Genomic DNA, 19,209 nt, shown 5'->3' on the forward strand with positions numbered 1-19,209 from the left:
CCGGTGCTACCGTCCGGCACGTCCCGCACATCCGCGTGGGCCCTACGGCCGAACCGCGCCGCAGGTCAGCCGGTGTTCCCGGTGTCCTCGGTGCCGTCGGAGCCCTTGCCGCCCCGGACGTTCCGGCCGGTCCGCCCGGCGTGCTCGGGGCGCTCGCCCTTGGGCCCGCGACCGCGTTCGGTGCGCGGCCCGCCGCTGCGCCAGTGCGGGTCGGCCTGCAGTTTCTCGGCCGCCTCTTCGGCGGCGTGCTTCCCGGCGCCGGACCGCTCGGCCTCCTTGCGCTCATGCGCACGCCTGACGTCGTACTTCTTGCTGCCTGGCTCGGGCACGACGACCACCTCCAGCGCCCGCGGGTGCCCCCCGCCCCACCGCCGCAAACACCGGCCCGGCCCCGTGGCCGGGCTTGTACGACATTGCCCCCCGTTCGGCCGGTGTGCCGTCGCGCTTCGGGGGAACCACCTCGCATTGAAACGGCCCTTTCCGGATGAGGGGCCCGGTGGAAGGCGACACATGCTGGACATGACGAACACGACGACGGAACTCTCCGCCGAGGACCTGCGGGAGGTCGAGGAGCGGCTGACCGAGCAGGCCGAGCGCCTGCGCCGGGAGCTCGCCGAGGCCGAGGCGGCGCGCCTGGCGCTCTACGACGACTGCGAGCTGGACGCGGCCGACATCGGGTCGCGGGTCACGGCGGTGGAGCAGCTGCAGGCCGACACGGGCCGGGCCCGCGACCTCCTGGAGCAGACGGACGCGGCCCTGGAGCGCCTGCGGGCCGGCACCCTCGGCCGCTGCACCGCCTGCGGCGGACCCGTCGCCCGCGAACGCGTCCTGGCGGTGCCGCACGCGGACCAGTGCGTCACGTGCCGCGCCGGGCGCGGGCGCTGACGGGCCGCCCGCGGACGGAGGCGTGCGGCGGGCACTTGTTCCGGTGAACTTCCCGCGTTCGCGGGCGCGGCCGGCACCCGGTTCCTAGCCTGGGGCCGACCGGGCGGGGTGTCCCGCCGGCGGGCGCGAAGGCGGGTGGGCCAGTGAGCGGACCGGTACGGGGGGAGCCCGGCGGGGGTGCGGCCGACGGCACGGAGGACCCGGGACGGCCCGAACCGGGGTCGGGCGTCCTCCGGGTGTTCGGGCGCCAGCTCAAGCGGTTCCGGCTGCGGGCGGGACTGGAGCGCGCCGAGTTCGGCGCGCGGACCGGTTACTCGACGTCCACGATCGCGTCGTACGAGCAGGGGCGGCGGGTGCCGCCGCCCCGGTTCATCGACACGGCCGACGAACTGCTGGACGCGGGCGGAGTCCTCCGGGAGACGAAGGAGGAGGTGGCGCGGGCGCAGTACCCGGCGCTCTTCCGGGACGCGGCGCGCCTGGAGACCGAGGCGGTCGAGCTGCACGTGTACGACACGCACGTGATCAACGGGCTCCTGCAGACGGAGGAGTACGCGGAGGCCGTGTTCAGGATGCGGCGGCCGCTTCTGGACGAGGAGACGATCCGACAGCGGGTGGCGGCTCGGATGCACAGGCAGGAGGTCTTCTCACGGTGGCCCGCACCGCTGATGAGCTTCGTCGTCGAAGAGGCCGTGCTGCGCCGGCCCATCGGCGGGACACGGGTGCACCGAGGGCAGTTGGAGCAGGTCCTGCTGACCGGACGGAACCGCAACGTCGAGATCCAGGTCATGCCGCTGCAACGGGAGGACCATGCGGGGCTCGCAGGGCCGTTCACCCTCATCGAGACGAAGGCGGGACAGCGCGTCGCCTACACGGAGGTGCAGAGGAGCAGCACCCTCTACACCGAGCGGGCGCCCGTCCGGGAGCTCGAGGCGCAGTATGGAATCATCCGGGCTCAGGCTCTCACTCCACGGGAGTCGATGGCCTTCGTCGAGGGGTTGCTGGGAGAGCTATGAGGGGCGCGACGGAACTGACGTGGGTCAAGAGCACGTACAGCAGCGGCGAGGGCGGCCAGTGCGTGGAGGTGGCCGCAGGTGCCCGTGCCGTCCACGTGCGGGACTCCAAGGACACCGGCCGTGCCGGGCTGATCCTCGGTCCGGACGCCTGGGCCGCCTTCGTGGGGTACGCCGGGCGGCGGGCCGGCTGAGTCGCGGCGGTACGGCTCCCGGGCGGACCCGGGAGCCGTACCGGCCGGACGGCCCGCGCGTCAGGTGGTGAAGGTGAAGTACTTCCAGGCGCCGTGCGTCGTGGAGTTGACGCTGTCGCCCGAGGAGCCGTTGACGTACGACGAGCGCATCCGGGCGCGGATGCCGGACTCGCCCGGTGCCTCCAGGCGCACGGCCGACTTGCCGTCGGTGCCCAGCGCGAAGTACTCGGTCCCGGAGTCGTACCACGTGCCCTGGTAGCGGATCTGGAGCTGGAACCGCTGCTTGCGGCCCTTGTAGTAGTTCATGGTCGTGGTGAACACCGGGTCGGTCTTCTTGTGGAAGTAGTAGTACGTGGTGGAGCCGATCCTGCCGGTCTTGTAGTGCTTGGAGACGGCGGTGGAGACCTTCGCCTCGGCGTACGCGGTCGACTTCACCGTCTTGGACGCGTAGCGGGCGTCGCCGGCGAAGACGGCCGTGACGGTGGTGTCGCGAGCCATGTCGACGGTCGCCGACAGGTTCCCACTGGAGTTGACCTTGGCCTTCTTCAGCAGCTTCTTCGGCTTGTCGGAGCCGAAGGGGTCGGCGTAGATCTCGACGGTGCGGTTCTTGTACGTCGTGCCGAGGTGCGCGGTGAAGGAGACGTCCTTGCCGTACGCGTACAGCTTGCCGTCGTTGGACAGCGTCAGCGCGGTCGCCTTGCGCGAGACCGTCACCGCGTCGGAGCCGGAGACGGCGGCGTGCGCGGCGTCGCCCGCGTAGGACACCTTGTAGGTGACCTTGCCGCCGGCGGGCGGGGTGTCCGTGAAGGAGAAGCCCCCGCCTGCCTTCGTCTTCACGGCGGCCAGCGCCCTGCCGTTCGGCGACTCGACGTCCGTGCGGGTCACCTTGAGGCTCGTGCCCGCCGGCAGGGGTGTCTTCGAGGTCAGCTTGCCGGTGACGGTGAGCTTCTCGGCCCGGTCGGCCGTCGAGGGGGCCGACACCGTCAGGGCCGGCAGCTCCTTGGCGGGGTCGGTCAGGGCGCGCAGGGTGTACGTGCCGTAGGTGTTCACGGAGACCGCGAACACCCGGCTGCCGTCCGGGGCCCAGGCCAGCGCGCCGTCCACGAGGGTGTCGGCGCCGCTGCTGTCGCCGGTGTTGGGGAAGTCGTACTCCCGCACCGGCTCCGGGTCGCCGGGCCGGTGGATGTGGACGTCCGGGTCGTACCAGGAGTCGCTGCCGCCCGCGACGGTGCCGTCGGGGGCGACCCGCACGGCGTTCGGGTAGGCGTCGATGGGGTAGCCGGCCTGCTCGGTGAGGTCGGTGGCCGAGTAGGCGCCGAGGCCGTAGCCGTAGTCCGGGTCGCCCCACGAGGTGAGGACCTGGCCGCCGTCGGGCGTCAGGTCCAGCTGTCTCACGGCGGTGTCCATGCTGCCCTTGACCCGCAGCGCGGCCCCGTCGGCCGAGACGTCGTACACGGCGAGGTCGCCGCCGTTGCCGGCCACGAGGACGCCGGGGACGGCCGGGTCGGCGGCCAGGAACATGCCGAAGGCGCCGTAGAAGTCCACGTCGCCCCGCTGGGCGAGGCGGACGACGGGTTCGGTGCCGGAGACGTCGAGCGAGCCGAAGTCGGTGCCGTGGGCGAACCAGATCCGGCCGTCCACCACCTCCAGGTCGCCGGGGGGCGCGCCCACCGGGTAGCTCGCGGTCCGGGTGTACGTCGCCGTCTCCACCGAGACGATCCGGTTGCCGCTCCTCACGGCCGCGTACACCTGCCCGGAGTCGGCGGACAGCGCGAGGCCGGTCACGCCGGAGAGCCCGGTCAGGGTCGCCTTCACGGTACCGGTGTAGTCAGTGACGACGATCTTGCCGCCGGTCGGGTCGGAGACGTAGACCCGCTGGTGCGCGCCGTCCACGACGATGTCGCCGACCGACGACACCGGCAGGACCTTCGCGGAGTCGGCCGCCGCCGGCCCCGCGGTGCCCGCGGCGAGCGCCGCGGAGCTGAAGAGGACCGCGAGCGCCGTCGCGGTCGAGATGCTGCGCCTGCGCACAGTGATGTGAACCCCCACGGAGTGGGCCCGGTGAACACCGGGCGAAGAGAGAGGGCAGCGGCCCCCCTTCGCGCCGGTGAGAGCGCGCGGACGCTGCCGAGGAGGCAGCGTATGTCATGGCGGTGACATTCGAGGACCGGGTTGTCCCGTGGTCCTCGCGCGGCTCGCCGCCCGGCGCCGGGAGCGCCGCCGGAAGGGGCTCTCAGAGCCAGTCCCGGCGCTTGAACACCAGGTACAGGGTGAGGCAGACGACCCCCATGAGGCCGATGGCGAAGGGGTAGCCGAACACCCAGTGCACCTCGGGCATGTGGGTGAAGTTCATGCCGTAGACCGTGCCGACCAGGGTCGGGGCGAAGAGGATGGCGGCCCACGAGGAGATCTTCTTGATCTCCTCGTTCTGCTCGAAGCCCGCCTCGGCCAGGGCCCGCATCTCGGCGTTCTGCTGCTGGGTGACCAGGGTGGCGTTCACGGTGAGGATGTCGGCGAGGGCCTGGCGGAAGCCGTCGACGCGCTCGCTGGTGTGCGTGACGTGGTCGGCGACGTCGCGCAGGTTGCGCTGGAGCTCGTCGTCCGTGCCGTACTTGGAGAAGCCCGCCATCAGGCCGTGCAGCATGCCGACCAGCGGGCGGGTGGCGCGCTGGAACTCGACCATCTCGCGGGAGAGTTCGTAGATGCGGCGGGAGACCTCGGGGTCGCCGCGGAACACCTCGGTCTCGATCTCGTCGATGTCGTTCTGGACGCCCTCCACGACCGGTGCGTAGCCGTCCACCACCGCGTCCAGGATCGCGTACAGCACCGCTTCGGGCCCCAGGCGCAGCAGGTCGGGGGTGTCCTCCATGCGGCGGCGCACCGCCGACAGGTCCGGCGCCGCCCCGTGCCTGACCGTGATCACGAAGTCCGGGCCGACGAACACGTGCAGCTCGCCGAAGTCGACCTCCTCCGGCGCGTCGAGGTAGCGCGCGGCGCGCAGGACGACGAACAGCGTCTCGCCGTACCGCTCCAGCTTCGGCCGCTGGTGCGCCTCCATCGCGTCCTCGACGGCCAGGGGGTGGAGGTCGAACTCGGCCGCGAGGGAGAGGATCTCGGCCTCCGTGGGGCGGGCCAGGCCGATCCAGGCCATGCCGTCGGGCCGGTCGCGCAGCTCGCGGTAGGTGTCGGCGAGCGAGACGGGGGAGGAGACGCGCACCCCGTCCCGGTACAGGACCGCCTCCACGACGCTGTCCTGCTCCGCGGGTTCCGCGGCGGCCGGGCCCGTGCGGGGCGCCGGGGGCAGCGCGGAGGACGCGGCCGCCGAGGGCGCGACACGCCGCCACATCGACTTTCGGACGGCCCTCGGCGAGGCCGGCGGACGTACCCGTCGCTCCGGCATGAGCGGTGCCTCCCGTCCCGGACGCAGCCGCCCGCACGTCGGTCCCCGGTCCTCGGCCCCGCGGGCCTCGCTTCCCGTCCTCCCGGGAACGGCCAGGATATACGGGGCAAATGACCTGGGCGGACGGGGTGGGGCGCCCTGGGGGACGGAACCACGTGGAAAGGGGCGCTGCGCACCGCTCGTGGCGATGCGCAGCGCCCCCGGCGCTGCCCGGGCCGTACCCGGGAGTCAGTGACGGTCCCCGAGGGGCCCGCGGGTCACGAGCTGAGCTGCGTCGTCACCAGGCTGGAGAAGGAGGTGAGGCGGGTGTAGACGCCCGGGTACCCGGCGCGGGCGCAGCCGTCGCCCCAGGAGGTGATGCCGGCCAGCTTGCCCGCGATGATCAGCGGGCCGCCGCTGTCGCCCTGGCAGGTGTCGGTGCCGCCGGAGGTGTAGCCGGCGCAGATCATGTCCGACTTCACGTACGACGAGCCGTACGAGGAGGTGCAGCTGGCGTCGGACACGGTCGGCACGGTGGCGGTGCGCAGCTGGTTGGAGGAGGAGCCGTTCTCCCTGGTGGTGCCCCAGCCGAGGACGCGGGCGGTGGTGCCGGCGGCGTACAGGCCCGTGTCGGAGGACGAGACGTAGCCGATCGTCGAGTACGGCATCGACGTCGACAGGGTCAGTACGGCGATGTCGTCACCGTTGGTGGCGTCGGTGTAGCTCGGGTGGATCCATATCCTGCTCACCCGGGCGACGGTGCCGTTGGTGCCGTTCAGGTAGGTGCGCCCGCCGACGACGCGGACGCTGCTCGTGGTCTCGCCGACCATGCAGTGGGCGGCGGTGACGACCTTGGTGGGGGAGACGAGCGTGCCGCCGCAGAACTGGTTCTGCGAGGCGTCGGTGATCTGCATGACGTACGGGTACGCGGACGTCGTGGTCGTCGTACCGCCGACGATGGGCTGGGGAGCGGCACTCGCGGTGCCCGCGCCCAGCAGCGCGGTGGTCGCGGCCGCCGCGACGGCGAGGGTGGCGGCGGCGGTCTTTCTGACACGGGTGAGCCCGAACATGGATCTCCTCAGAATGCCGGTGGGGGGTGCTGTGGGGGGTGGTGCGACAGCCTGCGGGTGCGTGTTCACGCTAGAAGCGCGCCGGACGCCGCCCAATGAGGGAACACCCTGCGGGAGCCGGTGAGGGAAAACCCTCGGTTCGACGGCCGGCGGTTTGAACCGCCTTTCTTCCGCGTCGTCCTGGCATCCGGAACAAAGCCGGCCACTTATTGTTTGCCCACACGCGAAACCACCCGGCCCCCGCGGGGCCGGGTGGCCGGTGAACCGGCCGACGGGCGGCTGCCGGAGGCGTGTCTGACGGCACGTCAGGTGCGCGCTCGGCAGGGCACCGGGCACCCGGCGCCCGGCACCTCGAAGAGGGATCTGACGGGCCGGCGGCCGACTGCACGAGGGCGCGCCCGGCCGTTTGCCGGCTGGTCGCTCGGAGGGCTCCCGGCCGTCCGCCGGCCGGCTTCCGGGAGGGGTGCCGGTGGGCCGCGCGGAGGGGCCACGGCCGTCCGGTGGCCGGTCGCTCGGAGGACGCCGGCCGTCCGGCGGTCGGTTCCTCCGGAGAGGATGGGCTGACGGAGCGTCAGCCGGTGCGCTGCCGTCCCGCCGCCAGGCGGACGATGTCCACGCGGGAGCGGATGCCGAGCTTGCGGTAGACCCGGGTGAGCGTCGCCTCGACCGTCTTCACGCTGATGAACAGGCGCGCCGCGATCTCGCGGTTGGTGGCGCCCTCCAGGACGAGACCGGCCACCTGGCGCTCCGTCGCGGCGAGCCGGTCGAGCTCCGGGAGCACGGGCGCGGGCGCGGGAGCGGAGGGGACGGAGGGCGTGACGGCGACGGTCCCGCGCGGGGACGTCGCGGCCGCCGCCGCGTCCAGCTGCCGCAGCCAGGGCGCGGCCTTGCAGCGCCGGAACAGCCGCGCCGCCTCGTCGTACGGGTCGCCCGAGCCGTACCACCCCTGTCCCGCCTGCGCGTACGCGGTCCGCACGGAGAGCCGGCCGCGGGCGGCGGCGCCGCCCATCGCGCGCGGACCGCGGGCGGCGAGCGCGCCGCCCGGCCGCTCGCCGCGCGCCTGCGCGCCGCCCGCGTACTCCGCCCGCAGGCGGGCCAGCGCGAACGCCGCCCGCGCCTCCTCCAGGCCGAGCCCAAGCGCCGCCAGCCGCTTGCGGGCGGCGGCCGCCTGCCGTACGGCCGCCTCGTGGTCGCCGCGGGCGGCGCGCACCAGGGCCTCGGCCCGGTCCAGCACGGCGAGGACGCCCGCCCGGCCGAGCCGGGCCGCGTGTGTACGGGTGGTGTCTATGACGTGCTGCGCCTCGCCGGGCTCGCCGAGGCGCACCAGGGCCTCGGCCAGGTCGCCGTGCCAGCGGCCGCGTGCCGGGTCAAAGATGCCGATGGAGTGCTCCAGCGCGCCGACGCGGCGCAGCGAGAGCACCGCCCCGGCGTCGTCCCCGGCGACGAGCTGGGCGTGGCCCAGGGCGGCCAGGGCGCGGGAGAGGTAGACCGGGTCGCCGTCGTCCTCGGCGCGGCGCACGGCGTCGCGGCTCAGCGCGAGGGCGCGCTCCACGTCGCCGCCCGCGGCCTCCGCCAGCGAGGCGAGCATGGCGCCCGCGGCCTCGCCGATGCCCGTGTCCCGGCCGAGGCGCAGGCTCTCGGTGGCGAGTTCGAGGGCGCGTCCGCAGTGCCCGGCGCGCAGCTCGGTCTCGGCGAGGCCGCGCGTGAAGTGCACCTCGCTCTCGACCATGCCGCGCCTGCGGGCCTCGGCGAGCAGCCGGGTGATGGTGGCCCGGGCCTCCGTGAGCCGGTCGTCCATGATCTGCCGGCGGAACAGGGTGGCGGCGGCGCCGTTGTGGTCGCAGGCCACCCGCGGGTCCTGCGGCAGGGCGAGGGCGCGCTCCAGGGTGGCCGGAGCGTCCGGGTGCCCCATCAGGGTCTCCATCTGGGCCCGGAACGCCAGCGCGAGCAGTTCGGTGGTGCGGTCCCCGGCCTCGGCGGCGAGCCGCGCGGCGCGGGCGGCCTCCTCGCGGCCCCGCGCCATCCCGCCCTCCACCAGCAGCGCCCGCCAGGCGAGCTGGTAGTGGACGAGGGCGAGCAGCCGGGGGTCGTCGCCCGCGTCCGCGAGCGCCCGCGGGAAGACGGCGTCGACGTCCGCCATCGCCTGCCCGGCGGCGTCGATCACGACGATCCAGGCCCGTACCCGCACCGCCGCGTCGGCGGACCGGTCCAGGACGTCGTACGCGGCCTCGCGCGCCAGGTCCGCCTCGCCCGAGGTGAGCGCGTCCTCGGCGGCGCGCAGGCGCCGTTCGTCGGCGCTCGCCCCGGCGCCGGGCGGGGTGTGCCGGGCGGCCAGCAGGCCGAGCTGCGCCGCGACCGAGGAGGCGCCGCGGTCGCGGGCCAGCCCGGCCGCCTCGGCGAGCCGGTCGGCCACGGACGCGTCCGTGCCGGTCGTGGCCAGCGCCAGGTGGCGGGCCCGCTCGATGGGGTCGGTGGCCGCCGTCGACAGCGCCGCGTGCGCGGCCCGCCGCTCCTCGGGCGTGGCCTCGGCGTACAGCGCGGCCGAGACGAGCGGGTGCGTGAACCGCACGGCCCGGTCCTGCCGGTCCCGCCGGTCCCGTCCTCCGGGGCCCTCCGCGGGCGTGGCGGCCCCGGTGGTCTCCGCGGTCCCCGGCGGGTACGCCGGGTGCGCCGTCTCCGCCGCGTCCGTCGTCACCAGGCCAAGCGAGGCGGCGTGCGCGGTCTCCGCCTCGGCGTCCGTACGGCCGGCGGCCCGCAGCAGGGCGAGCGTCGGGCGGGCGCCCGCACCCGCCACCAGCAGGGTGTGCCGGGCCCCGGGGGACAGCAGGCCGAGGCGGCCGAGGACCAGAGCGCGCAGGGAGGTGGGCACCGGCAGCGGCTCGCCCGGGCGCGGCGGGGCGGGGCTCTCGGCGAGGGCGCGGCCGAGCTCCAGGGCGAACAGCGGGTTGCCGCCGCTGGTGTGGTGGACGTCGCGGACGACGGAGCGGCGCAGGCCGCCGTAGCCGCGGGCGGTGAGCAGCTCGCCGAGGTGCGTCCGCGACAGCGGGGTCAGCCGCAGGGCGACGGCGTCCGGCGGATACGCGCGTAGATACGGCTCGTGGCCGTACTCCCGCTGTTTGTGCCCGGCCTCGGTGCGCACCGCGCCGAGCATCCGCACCGGCAGGCCGGCCACGCGGCGGGCCGCGAAGGTGAGGAGTTCCGCGCTGGGCGCGTCCAGCCACTGCAGGTCGTCGGCGACGATCAGGACGGGGCCGCGGGCGGCGAGGGCGCGCAGGACGGAGAGGACGGCGAGCCGCAGGGCCAGCCCGTCGCGGTGCGGGGAGGTCTCCCCGCGTCCGGTGAGCGCCGCCTCCAGGGCGACCCGCTGGGGTGCGGGCAGGGCGTCGGCCACCTCGTCGGCGACCAGGCCGAGCAGGTCGACGAGGGCGAGGAACGGCAGGTGCGACTCCGACTCGGTGGCGGAGCAGCGCAGCACGGTCCGCGCCGAGCCGGCGTACTCCGCGGCCAGGGTCCGCAGGACGGCCGACTTGCCTATGCCCGGCGGGCCGTGCAGCAGCACGCTGCCGCCCCGGGAGAGCTGTTCGCGCGCCCGCGCCAGCAGGTCGTCGCGGCCGACGACCTCCTCGGAACGGGATCTGACAGGCGCCTCGACGTCCCGCACGCGCACCGCTCCCCTCGTGTCGTGTTCTGCTCAATGTTAAGCACCAACCGGCACGGAAAATCGGGGAGTCGCGCAGGTGGCCGTGTGGCGGCCGGGCGTGCATGGGGAATTTCAGAGAGGTGCCGAGTGAATGGCGGCGGGCGGGCGAAGGCGCGCCGCGGCCGGACCCCGGCCGTGCCCCGCACCGCCGGCCCCGGAGGCCGAGCGTACGCGCATCCGCGGGGACGCGGCCCGGGGCGGCAGCCGTGACGCCGGGGGCGCGTCCACCTGCGTCCGTGGAAGTGCCGCCCGGGGCGGTCCCGCCACGCCGGGGAGGCGTGTGTGCCTGTGCCCGCGAAGGTGTCGTCCGGGGCGGTCCCGCGATGCCGGGGAGGCGTGTGTGCCTGTGCCTGCGAAGGTGTCGTCCGGGGCGGCCGTCGCGATGCCGGGGCGCGGTCCGCCCGGCCGGTCCTGGCGGAGTTCCCGCCTCGGGCGGCGGTCCCGAGTCCCGGTCGCCGTCCCGGTCTCAGGGCAGCAGGCCCGTCCGCCGGGCCGCCACCACCGCCTCCAGGCGCGTGTGCGCGCCCAGCTTCCGCATCGCCGAGCGCAGATACGCCTTCACCGTCTCCGGGCGCAGCCCCAGCCGGTCGGCGGCCGCCGCGTTGGTCGCGCCCGCGGCGACGCACACCAGCACGTCCACCTCGCGCGGGGCCAGCCGCACCTCGGGGACCGGGAGGGCGGACGGCGGGGCGGCCGCCAGCTTCCCGCACGCCGCGAGGACCTGCGCGCGCAGGTCCGCGTCCGCGATCCGCGGCGCGAGCGCCCGCAGCTCCGCGTGGGCCTCCCGCACCCGCTCCCACGCCGCGCCCGCCGCGTGGCCAGGCTCCCGGGCCGCCGCCAGCAGGCCGTGCGCCTCGTCCTGTACGACCAGCGCCTGTTCGACGTCCCGCGCCGCCTCCACGGCCGCGCTCAGCGTGCGGTCGCCCAGCGGCTGCGCCGTGCGCAGGGCGGCGTACAGCACGCCGCGCACCCGGCGGCGCACCACGACCGGCACCGCCAGTACCGAGCGCAGCCCCTCCGCCGCGACCGCCGCGTCGTACTCGTGGCTGATGCGCCGCGAGGCGGAGTAGTCGGTCACCGCGCACGGCCTGGCGAGGGCCACGGCCTTGCCGCCGAGCCCGTTGCCCGACGACACCGCCAGCGCGCGCAGCGCCGCCGTGCCCGTGCCGCTCAACTCGCTGATCCGCACCTGCGGACGCCCGGCCTCCACCAGCCCGCCGAAGGCGACCGGCAGCCCCGTCGCCCGCCTCAGCCGCAGCAGGGCGCCCCGCATCCCCGCCGACTCGGCGCACGCCTGGATGTTCGCCGCCACGTGCTCGTCCTTTCGCCGCGGCCCACCCCCGTCCGGGGGTGGTGAGATCTACGTCACGGATTACACGATGTCAGGGAGCCGCCCGGCAATGGCCGGAACCGAGTGGAGCGAGCCGCAGGGGCGTGTCGGTGTCGAGAGGTCGAGCGTCGGAGGCCGGAGGGCCCGGTGCGGCCGGGCTCCCGGCACGGCTGGAGCGCCCCGTGGCGATCGACCGGAAAGAAGGGGACAGATGACGACGGCGACGGAGCACTTCCGCAGCGCCCGTGACTTCCTGCTGCAGCACCGCGAGGACTACGCCACGGCGTACGAGCACTTCGCCTGGCCCCGTCCGGAGACCTTCAACTGGGCGCTCGACTGGTTCGACGTCATCGCCCGGGGCAACGACCGGACCGCCCTGCACATCGCCGAGGAGGACGGCACGAGCGCCGCACACTCCTTCGCGGACCTCTCCGAGCGCTCGGACCGCACCGCCAACTGGCTGCGCGAACGGGGCGTGCGGCCCGAGGACCGCGTCCTCGTCATGCTCGGCAACCAGGTCGAGCTGTGGGAGATCGCGCTCGCCGCGATGAAGCTGCGGGCCGTGGTCATCCCGGCCACCCCGCTGCTCGGCCCGCTCGACCTGCGCGACCGCGTCGAGCGCGGCCGGGTGGGGCACGTCGTCGTGCGCGCGCAGGACGCCGCCAAGTTCGACGAGGTGCCCGGCGGCTACACCCGGATCGCGGTCGGCGGCGCCCGGGAGGGCTGGCTGGCGTACGAGGACGCGTACGCCGCCCCCGCCGCCTTCGAGCCGGACGGCGTCACCCGCCCGGACGATCCGCTGATGCTGTACTTCACCTCCGGCACCACCGCCCGGCCCAAGCTGGTCGAGCACACCCACGCCTCGTACCCGATCGGGCATCTGACGACGATGTTCTGGATCGGCCTGCGCCCCGGCGACGTGCACCTCAACATCTCCTCGCCGGGCTGGGCCAAGCACGCCTGGTCCAGCCTCTTCGCCCCCTGGAACGCCGAGGCGACGATCTTCGTCCACAACTACACGCGCTTCGACCCGGCCCGGCTGATGGCGGAGATGGACCGGGCCGGCGTCACCACCTTCTGCGCGCCGCCCACCGTGTGGCGCATGCTCATCCAGGCCGACCTGACCCAGCTGCGCACCCCGCCGCGCGAGGCCGTCGCCGCGGGCGAGCCGCTCAACCCCGAGGTCGTCGAGCAGGTGCGGCGGGCCTGGGGCGTCACCGTCCGGGACGGCTTCGGGCAGACCGAGACCGCCGTGCAGGTCTCCAACAGCCCCGGCCAGCCGCTGAGGACGGGCTCGATGGGGCGGCCCAGCCCCGGCTACCGCGTCGTCCTGCTCGACCCGGTATCCGGCGAGCCCGGCGTCGAGGAGGGCGAGATCTGCCTGGACCTGTCCGAGCGCCCCGTCGGCGTGATGACCGGCTACCACGGCGACCCCGACCGCACCGCCGAGGCGATGGCCGGCGGCTACTACCGCACCGGTGACATCGGCTCCCGCGACGCCGACGGCTACATCACCTACGTCGGCCGGGCCGACGACGTCTTCAAGGCGTCCGACTACAAGATCAGCCCCTTCGAGCTGGAGAGCGCGCTGCTGGAGCACGAGGCCGTCGCCGAGGCGGCCGTCGTGCCCGCCCCCGACGAGCTGCGGCTCGCCGTGCCGAAGGCGTACGTGGTCCTCGCCGCGGGCTGGGAGCCGGGCCCCGACACCGCGAAGGTGCTCTTCGAGCACTCCCGCTCCGTCCTCGCGCCCTACAAGCGCCTGCGCCGCCTGGAGTTCGGCGAGCTGCCCAAGACCGTGTCCGGCAAGATCCGCCGCATCGAGCTGCGCGAGGCCACGGCCGCGGGCTCCGCCGCCGAGTACCGCGAGGAGGACTTCCGGTGAGCGAGCCTCTGACCGCGGAGACAGCCACGGCCTCGTCCGCGCGGTCGTACGCGCACGGGACCAGTGACACGCCCCTGCTCGGTGACACCATCGGCGCGAACCTCGACCGCGCGGTCGCCGCGTTCCCGGAGCGCGACGCGCTCGTGGACGTGCCGTCGGGACGCCGCTGGACCTACGCCGAGTTCGGCGCCGCCGTCGACGAGGTCGCCCTCGGCCTGCTGGCCAGGGGCGTGGAGAAGGGCGACCGCGTCGGCATCTGGGCGGTCAACTGCCCCGAGTGGGTGCTCGTGCAGTACGCCACCGCCCGCATCGGCGCGATCATGGTCAACATCAACCCGGCCTACCGCGCGCACGAGCTGGAGTACGTGCTGCGGCAGGCCGGGATCTCCGTCCTGGTCGCCTCCCTCGCGCACAAGGGCAGCGACTACCGTGCCCTGGTCGAGCAGGTGCGCGGCGCGTGCCCCACCCTGCGCGAGACGGTGTACATCGGGGACCCGGGCTGGGACGCGCTCGTCGCGGGCGGCGCGGACGTCCCGCGCGAGCGCCTCGCGGCCCGCGCCGCCGGGCTGAGCTGCGACGACCCGGTCAACATCCAGTACACCTCGGGCACCACCGGTTTCCCGAAGGGCGCCACGCTCTCCCACCACAACATCCTCAACAACGGCTACTGGGTGGGCCGCACGGTCGGCTACACCGAGCAGGACCGGGTCTGCCTGCCCGTGCCCTTCTACCACTGCTTCGGCATGGTCATGGGCAACCTGGGCGCCACCTCCCACGGTGCCTGCATCGTGATCCCGGCGCCGTCCTTCGAACCGGCCGCCACCCTGCGCGCGGTGGAGCGGGAGCGCTGCACCTCGCTGTACGGCGTGCCGACCATGTTCATCGCCGAGCTGAACCTGCCGGACTTCGCCTCGTACGACCTGTCCTCGCTGCGCACCGGCATCATGGCGGGCTCGCCCTGCCCGGTGGAGGTGATGAAGCGGGTCGTCGCCGAGATGCACATGGCGGAGGTGTCCATCTGCTACGGCATGACCGAGACCTCCCCGGTGTCGCTGCAGACCCGGCGCGACGACGACCTGGAGCACCGCACCGGCACCGTCGGCCGCGTCCTGCCGCACATCGAGGTCAAGGTCGTCGACCCCGTCACCGGCGTCACCCTGCCGCGCGAGTCGCCGGGCGAGCTGTGCACCCGCGGCTACAGCGTGATGCTCGGCTACTGGGACGAGCCGGAGAGGACCGCCGAGGCGGTGGACCCCGGGCGCTGGATGCACACCGGCGACCTGGCGGTCATGCAGGAGGACGGCTACGTGCGGATCGTCGGCCGCATCAAGGACATGATCATCCGCGGTGGCGAGAACGTCTATCCGCGCGAGATCGAGGAGTTCCTGTACGCGCATCCGAAGATCGCCGACGTGCAGGTGGTCGGCGTGCCGCACGAGCGGTACGGCGAGGAGGTGCTGGCCTGCGTCGTCCCGCGCGACCCGGCCGACCCGCCCACCCTGGAGGAGGTGCGGGAGTTCTGCGGCGGCAGGCTGGCCCACTACAAGGTCCCCAGCAGACTGGAGATCCTGGAGACCTTCCCCATGACCGTCTCGGGGAAGGTGCGCAAGGTCGAACTGCGGCAGCGCTACACCGGCTAGCGCCACGGGCCGCGGAACCGGCCGGCGGACTCACGCCCCCGCGGCGGCGAGCGCGTCGGCCGGTTCGTTCACCGGCCGCGGGGTGCCGGTGAGGTCCAGGACGAACAGCGGGACGCCCAGCGCGTCGGCCCGCTCGCGGGCGTCCCGCGCGTACCCGGCCAGCGAGAAGTAGACGCACGCCGCGGACTCCGTCATCGCCGTCAGCCACAGGCACTCCACGTCGCGCAGCGTGGCCGGCCGGACCTCCGGGTCGACCTGCGCCACGAGGCCGGGGGCGGCCAGCCCGATCCCCGAGGGCGGCCGCTGGTCGGCCCGGCGGATGTCGTGGTGGCCGAGCCAGCGCAGGTAGAGCGCGGCCGCGGTCACCGCGTCGCGGGCGGTGCGGATCGCCACCGGCCGGAAGGCCGGGCGGGACGCGGGCACGGGTGCGGACGCGGGTACGGGTGCTGCGGTACGGGGGAGCGGCACACGCGCGGAGACGGTGGGTCCGGCGGGCCCGCCGGCCGCGGCGGGACGGTCCTCCGCACCGGCGCTCCCCGCCCCGGCCCGCGCCGACGCGGCGTCCCCCGCCGCGGTGTCCGCGGTCTTTTCCGGCGCGGTGGGACCCGGTGCCCGGTCCTCCGGGACCGGTCCCTCCGGCGCCGTACCGCGGTTCGTCGTACCGCCGTCCGCCGTACCGCGGTTCGTCGTGGCACCGCCCGGCCCGATGCCCTCCGGCCCGCTGTTCCCGCCCCCGTCCCCGTCCCTGTCCCCGTCCCTGGTCGCCGCCGGCTGGCCGTGCGCGGGTGTGTGGCCGCCCGCCGGGCCGGCCGGTGCCACCGGGACGCGCAGCACGACGCCGCACGGGCAGTCCAGTTCCGGCCGGGGCCACTGGCCCGTGTCGCCACAGGTCGCGCAGCGGACCGCGACCCAGTCCTCCTGCCACGTGCGGTGCGTGACCACCCGCGGGTCCGCGCGGGGGTCGAGCGGCGGTGCGACGGGGACGCCGCACCGGCAGGGGTAGGAGGGGGCGGCGTAGAGGTGCTCGCGTCCGCAGACGGGGCACCGCACCGGCACGCTCTCGGCCATGGACCCACTCCCGGAGGTGATGGCGGGCTGCACGTCCATCGTGCCCCTCCGCCGGGGCCCGCGTCATCGGAACGGCCCTTCCCGCCGCCTTGACGCACTGAGGACCCCCACCTACATTGCTTCCATATAGCAGAAGATAGTTTCCGTAATACGGAAAATTCGATCGATGCTTCCCGCAGGGGCGCGACGGGAGCGCGACGTTCCGAGGCCGAAGCAGGAGGACGCAATGGCTCGAATGACCGCTGCCCGCGCGGCAGTGGAGATCCTGAGGCGCGAGGGCGTGACCGACGCCTTCGGCGTCCCGGGCGCGGCGATCAATCCCTTCTACGCGGCCCTGGAGGCGTCCGGCGCGATCCAGCACACGCTCGCCCGCCACGTGGAGGGCGCCTCGCACATGGCCGAGGGGTACACCCGTGCCCGCCCCGGCAACATCGGCCTCTGCGTCGGCACGTCGGGGCCGGCCGGCACCGACATGATCACCGGCCTGTACTCGGCGATCGGCGACTCGGTGCCCATCCTGTGCATCACCGGTCAGGCGCCGACGGCGGTGATCCACAAGGAGGACTTCCAGGCGGTCGACATCGCCTCGATCGCCCGGCCGGTCACGAAGATGGCGGTCACGGTCCTGGAGGCGGCGCAGGTCCCGGGCGTCTTCCAGCAGGCATTCCACCTGATGCGGTCGGGCCGCCCCGGTCCCGTCCTGATCGACCTGCCGCTCGACGTCCAGCTCACGGAGATCGCGTTCGACCCGGAGACGTACGAGCCGCTGCCCGTCCACAAGCCGGCCGCGACCCGCGCCCAGGTGGACAAGGCGCTCGGCATGCTGTGCGCCGCCGAGCGCCCACTGATCGTCGCGGGCGGCGGCGTAATCAACGCCGACGCGTCCGGCCTGCTGGTGGAGTTCGCCGAGCTGACCGGCGTGCCGGTGGTGCCGACCCTGATGGGCTGGGGCGTCCTGCCCGACGACCACGAGCTGAACGCCGGCATGGTCGGCCTGCAGACCGCGCACCGCTACGGCAACGCGACCTTCCTGGAGTCCGACTTCGTCCTCGGCGTCGGCAACCGCTGGGCCAACCGCCACACCGGCCGGCTCGACGTCTACACGGCCGGCCGCACCTTCGTCCACGTCGACGTCGACCCCACCCAGATCGGCCGCATCTTCGCCCCCGACTACGGCATCGCCTCCGACGCGGGGGCCGCGCTGCGGCTCTTCGTCGACGCGGCGCGCGAGCTGCGGGCCCGCGGCGGGCTGCCCGACCGGTCCGCCTGGGCCGCGGCCGCGCAGGAGCGGCGGGCCCGCCTCCAGCGGCGCACGCACTTCGACGACGTGCCGGTCAAACCGCAGCGCGTGTACGAGGAGATGAACAAGGTCTTCGGGCCAAAGACGCGCTATGTGTCGACCATCGGCCTCTCGCAGATCGCCGGCGCCCAGCTGCTGCACGTGCACCGGCCGCGCCACTGGATCAACTCCGGGCAGGCGGGCCCCCTCGGCTGGACCGTCCCGGCCGCGCTCGGCGTCGCCAAGGCCGATCCGGAGGCGCCCGTGGTGGCCCTGTCGGGCGACTACGACTTCCAGTTCATGATCGAGGAACTGGCCGTCGGCGCCCAGCACCGCATCCCGTACGTGCACGTCCTGGTGAACAACTCCTACCTGGGGCTGATCCGGCAGGCGCAGCGGGCCTTCGGCATCGACTTCCAGGTTGACCTGGAGTTCGAGAACGTCAACTCGCCCGAGGCGGGCGGCTACGGCGTCGACCACGTCAAGGTCGCCGAGGGGCTCGGCTGCAAGGCGCTGCGCGTCACCGAGCCGCGGGACCTGGCGCCCGCGTTCGAGCGGGCGGGCGAGCTCGCGGCGGAGCACCGGGTGCCGGTCGTGGTCGAGGTGATCCTGGAGCGCGTCACGAACATCGCGATGTCCGCGACCAACGACATCGGCGCCGTCGTGGAGTTCGAGGAGACCGCCACCGAGCCGTGGCACGCGCCGACCGCGATCAGGACGCTGAAGCCCTGACGGCCCGTCACCTCACTGCGACCGCCGTCCCGTTCCCCTTTTCATGACGCCGGGAACGGGACCGCGACCGGTTCTCAGTCCGAGCCGCCCCCGCCTCCGCCGCCCCCGAAGCCGTGGTCCGATCCGTGGTCCGAGTCGTCCGCCAGTCTGTGCCACACGCGGTCGGTGTCACCACCGCCCCAGGAGTGCGGCAGGAGCGCGTCGTCGGGCCCGCGCCGCTCCAGCAGGCCCGAGCGCGTGACGAACCGCGGCGCCGCGGCCCTCAGCGCCGCGTCCCCGTGGACGGCGGCCATGAGGACGAGGTCGTCCACGGCGCGGCCCGCCGTTGCCGGTGCCCCGTCGGGACCGGTGGCGGGCAGGGGCAGCCGGGCCCGCAGATCCGTGAGCAGCCGCCGCCCCGCCCGGGTCCGGCCGGGCGGCAGCACGCGCACGAGCCCCGCGGCGACGGCGTCGTCCCGCAGTTCGCCCACCGCGCGCAGCACGCCCGGCCGCCGCAGCAGCTCCCGTACGCTCGAGGTCCGGTGCAGCGCGCCGTGCACCGCCCGCTCGAAGGGGTGCGCCCGCGGGTCCACGGGCGCACCCGTGGCGCGCAGGGTGCCCGGCCGGGCGGACTTGACGGCGCCCCGCAGATGCAGCGCGAGCGCGGCGGTCTGCACGGCGGCGCGGGCACCGCCCCGCACCAGCGCGACCGCGTACGGGTCCCGGTGCGGCGCCGTGGCCTCGTCCCGGCGCGGCGTCGTGGCCTCGTCCATGGTGAACACCCCCTGGCACGGAGCCCGCCGCCCCCGTGCCGGCGGGTTCCGTGTGCCGAGGATGTGCCCGCGGGCAGGGGTGGCCGAAGCCTTCCGGCGCGTGTTCAGAGGTTGATTTGAGCATTTCGTACGTGAAGTACGCACGAATACGTACGCAGGCCGGGGTGACGGGGAGCGGTGGGGGCGACGGGAGGGGTGCGGGGGAAGGCCGGGAACGGCGGCGGGGCGCGGGGTTCCGGGCGGCGCCGCCGCTCGGGCGCGACGGAACAGGTGTCAGCGGCGGTGCCG

General features: G+C 74.6%; 14 protein-coding genes. 6 read left to right on the forward strand and 8 right to left on the reverse strand.

The features are described 5' to 3' along the window. Nucleotides 1-65: 65 nt before the first annotated feature. Nucleotides 66-329, reverse strand: a complete 264-nt coding sequence (locus IE271_RS26800; RefSeq protein ID WP_229919580.1) for a hypothetical protein — start codon at nt 327-329, stop codon at nt 66-68. A 181-nt stretch (nt 330-510) separates the two neighbouring features. Here IE271_RS26800 and IE271_RS26805 point away from each other — a divergent pair, with 181 nt between their 5' ends. From IE271_RS26805 to IE271_RS26815, 3 genes are all read left to right on the forward strand, one after another. Then, on the forward strand, nt 511-885 hold the full coding sequence (locus IE271_RS26805) for a TraR/DksA family transcriptional regulator (RefSeq protein WP_190193008.1): 375 nt from the start codon (nt 511-513) through the stop codon (nt 883-885). 143 nt (nt 886-1,028) lie between these two features. Then, nucleotides 1,029-1,898, forward strand: coding sequence for a helix-turn-helix domain-containing protein (locus tag IE271_RS26810; RefSeq protein ID WP_190193009.1), 870 nt, complete (start codon nt 1,029-1,031; stop codon nt 1,896-1,898). Next, a complete protein-coding gene (locus tag IE271_RS26815) occupies nt 1,895-2,089 on the forward strand; it encodes a DUF397 domain-containing protein (protein WP_190193010.1) in 195 nt (64 codons plus the stop codon). The genes IE271_RS26810 and IE271_RS26815 overlap by 4 nt, the downstream gene beginning before the upstream one ends. A 60-nt stretch (nt 2,090-2,149) precedes the next feature. Here the strand turns inward: IE271_RS26815 and IE271_RS26820 are convergent, their stop codons facing one another. The 5 genes from IE271_RS26820 to IE271_RS26840 all read right to left on the reverse strand — a co-directional run bounded on the left by IE271_RS26820 (nt 2,150) and on the right by IE271_RS26840 (nt 11,511). Next, nucleotides 2,150-4,120: a YncE family protein gene (locus IE271_RS26820; RefSeq protein WP_190193011.1), complete on the reverse strand. Its 1,971-nt coding sequence runs from the start codon at nt 4,118-4,120 to the stop codon at nt 2,150-2,152. A gap of 202 nt (nt 4,121-4,322) precedes the next feature. After that, nucleotides 4,323-5,489 (reverse strand): magnesium and cobalt transport protein CorA, encoded by a 1,167-nt coding sequence (locus IE271_RS26825; protein ID WP_190193012.1) that lies wholly within the window; start codon nt 5,487-5,489, stop codon nt 4,323-4,325. A gap of 257 nt (nt 5,490-5,746) precedes the next feature. Continuing rightward, nucleotides 5,747-6,538: a S1 family peptidase gene (locus tag IE271_RS26830; protein ID WP_190193013.1), complete on the reverse strand. Its 792-nt coding sequence runs from the start codon at nt 6,536-6,538 to the stop codon at nt 5,747-5,749. A gap of 571 nt (nt 6,539-7,109) precedes the next feature. Further along, a complete protein-coding gene (locus tag IE271_RS26835) occupies nt 7,110-10,205 on the reverse strand; it encodes a helix-turn-helix transcriptional regulator (protein ID WP_373308845.1) in 3,096 nt (1,031 codons plus the stop codon). A gap of 499 nt (nt 10,206-10,704) precedes the next feature. Then, on the reverse strand, nt 10,705-11,511 hold the full coding sequence (locus IE271_RS26840) for a response regulator transcription factor (RefSeq protein WP_190193075.1): 807 nt from the start codon (nt 11,509-11,511) through the stop codon (nt 10,705-10,707). 268 nt (nt 11,512-11,779) lie between these two features. Here IE271_RS26840 and IE271_RS26845 point away from each other — a divergent pair, with 268 nt between their 5' ends. Beyond that, nucleotides 11,780-13,450, forward strand: coding sequence for an AMP-binding protein (locus IE271_RS26845; protein ID WP_190193015.1), 1,671 nt, complete (start codon nt 11,780-11,782; stop codon nt 13,448-13,450). Between the two features lie 8 nt (nt 13,451-13,458). Continuing rightward, a complete protein-coding gene (locus IE271_RS26850) occupies nt 13,459-15,090 on the forward strand; it encodes an AMP-binding protein (protein ID WP_190193076.1) in 1,632 nt (543 codons plus the stop codon). Nucleotides 15,091-15,120: 30 nt separating this feature from the next. On the opposite strand, the gene IE271_RS43625 is transcribed toward IE271_RS26850, so the two are convergent. Further along, nucleotides 15,121-16,158, reverse strand: a complete 1,038-nt coding sequence (locus IE271_RS43625; protein WP_190193016.1) for a hypothetical protein — start codon at nt 16,156-16,158, stop codon at nt 15,121-15,123. Nucleotides 16,159-16,384: 226 nt separating this feature from the next. Here IE271_RS43625 and gcl point away from each other — a divergent pair, with 226 nt between their 5' ends. Beyond that, nucleotides 16,385-18,169 carry a glyoxylate carboligase gene (gene gcl / locus IE271_RS26860; protein WP_190193017.1) on the forward strand — a complete coding sequence of 595 codons (1,785 nt, stop codon included), beginning with the start codon at nt 16,385-16,387 and terminating at the stop codon, nt 18,167-18,169. Between the two features lie 74 nt (nt 18,170-18,243). Here the strand turns inward: gcl and IE271_RS26865 are convergent, their stop codons facing one another. Next, nucleotides 18,244-18,921, reverse strand: a complete 678-nt coding sequence (locus tag IE271_RS26865; protein WP_190193018.1) for a TIGR04222 domain-containing membrane protein — start codon at nt 18,919-18,921, stop codon at nt 18,244-18,246. Between the last annotated feature and the right edge of the window lie 288 nt (nt 18,922-19,209).

Origin of the sequence: Streptomyces minutiscleroticus (assembly GCF_014650875.1) — a bacterium.
Lineage (GTDB): Bacteria > Actinomycetota > Actinomycetes > Streptomycetales > Streptomycetaceae > Streptomyces > Streptomyces minutiscleroticus.

Bases quoted from the DNA above. Each gene is read 5' to 3' on its own strand.
- IE271_RS26865 (WP_190193018.1), bottom strand. From the start codon at position 18,921: ATGGACGAGGCCACGACGCCGCGCCGGGACGAGGCCACGGCGCCGCAC.
- IE271_RS26805 (WP_190193008.1), top strand. From the start codon at position 511: ATGCTGGACATGACGAACACGACGACGGAACTCTCCGCCGAGGACCTG.
- gcl (WP_190193017.1), top strand. From the start codon at position 16,385: ATGGCTCGAATGACCGCTGCCCGCGCGGCAGTGGAGATCCTGAGGCGC.
- IE271_RS26845 (WP_190193015.1), top strand. From the start codon at position 11,780: ATGACGACGGCGACGGAGCACTTCCGCAGCGCCCGTGACTTCCTGCTG.
- IE271_RS26830 (WP_190193013.1), bottom strand. From the start codon at position 6,538: ATGTTCGGGCTCACCCGTGTCAGAAAGACCGCCGCCGCCACCCTCGCC.
- IE271_RS26840 (WP_190193075.1), bottom strand. From the start codon at position 11,511: ATGCGGGGCGCCCTGCTGCGGCTGAGGCGGGCGACGGGGCTGCCGGTC.
- IE271_RS43625 (WP_190193016.1), bottom strand. From the start codon at position 16,158: ATGGCCGAGAGCGTGCCGGTGCGGTGCCCCGTCTGCGGACGCGAGCAC.
- IE271_RS26815 (WP_190193010.1), top strand. From the start codon at position 1,895: ATGAGGGGCGCGACGGAACTGACGTGGGTCAAGAGCACGTACAGCAGC.
- IE271_RS26825 (WP_190193012.1), bottom strand. From the start codon at position 5,489: ATGCCGGAGCGACGGGTACGTCCGCCGGCCTCGCCGAGGGCCGTCCGA.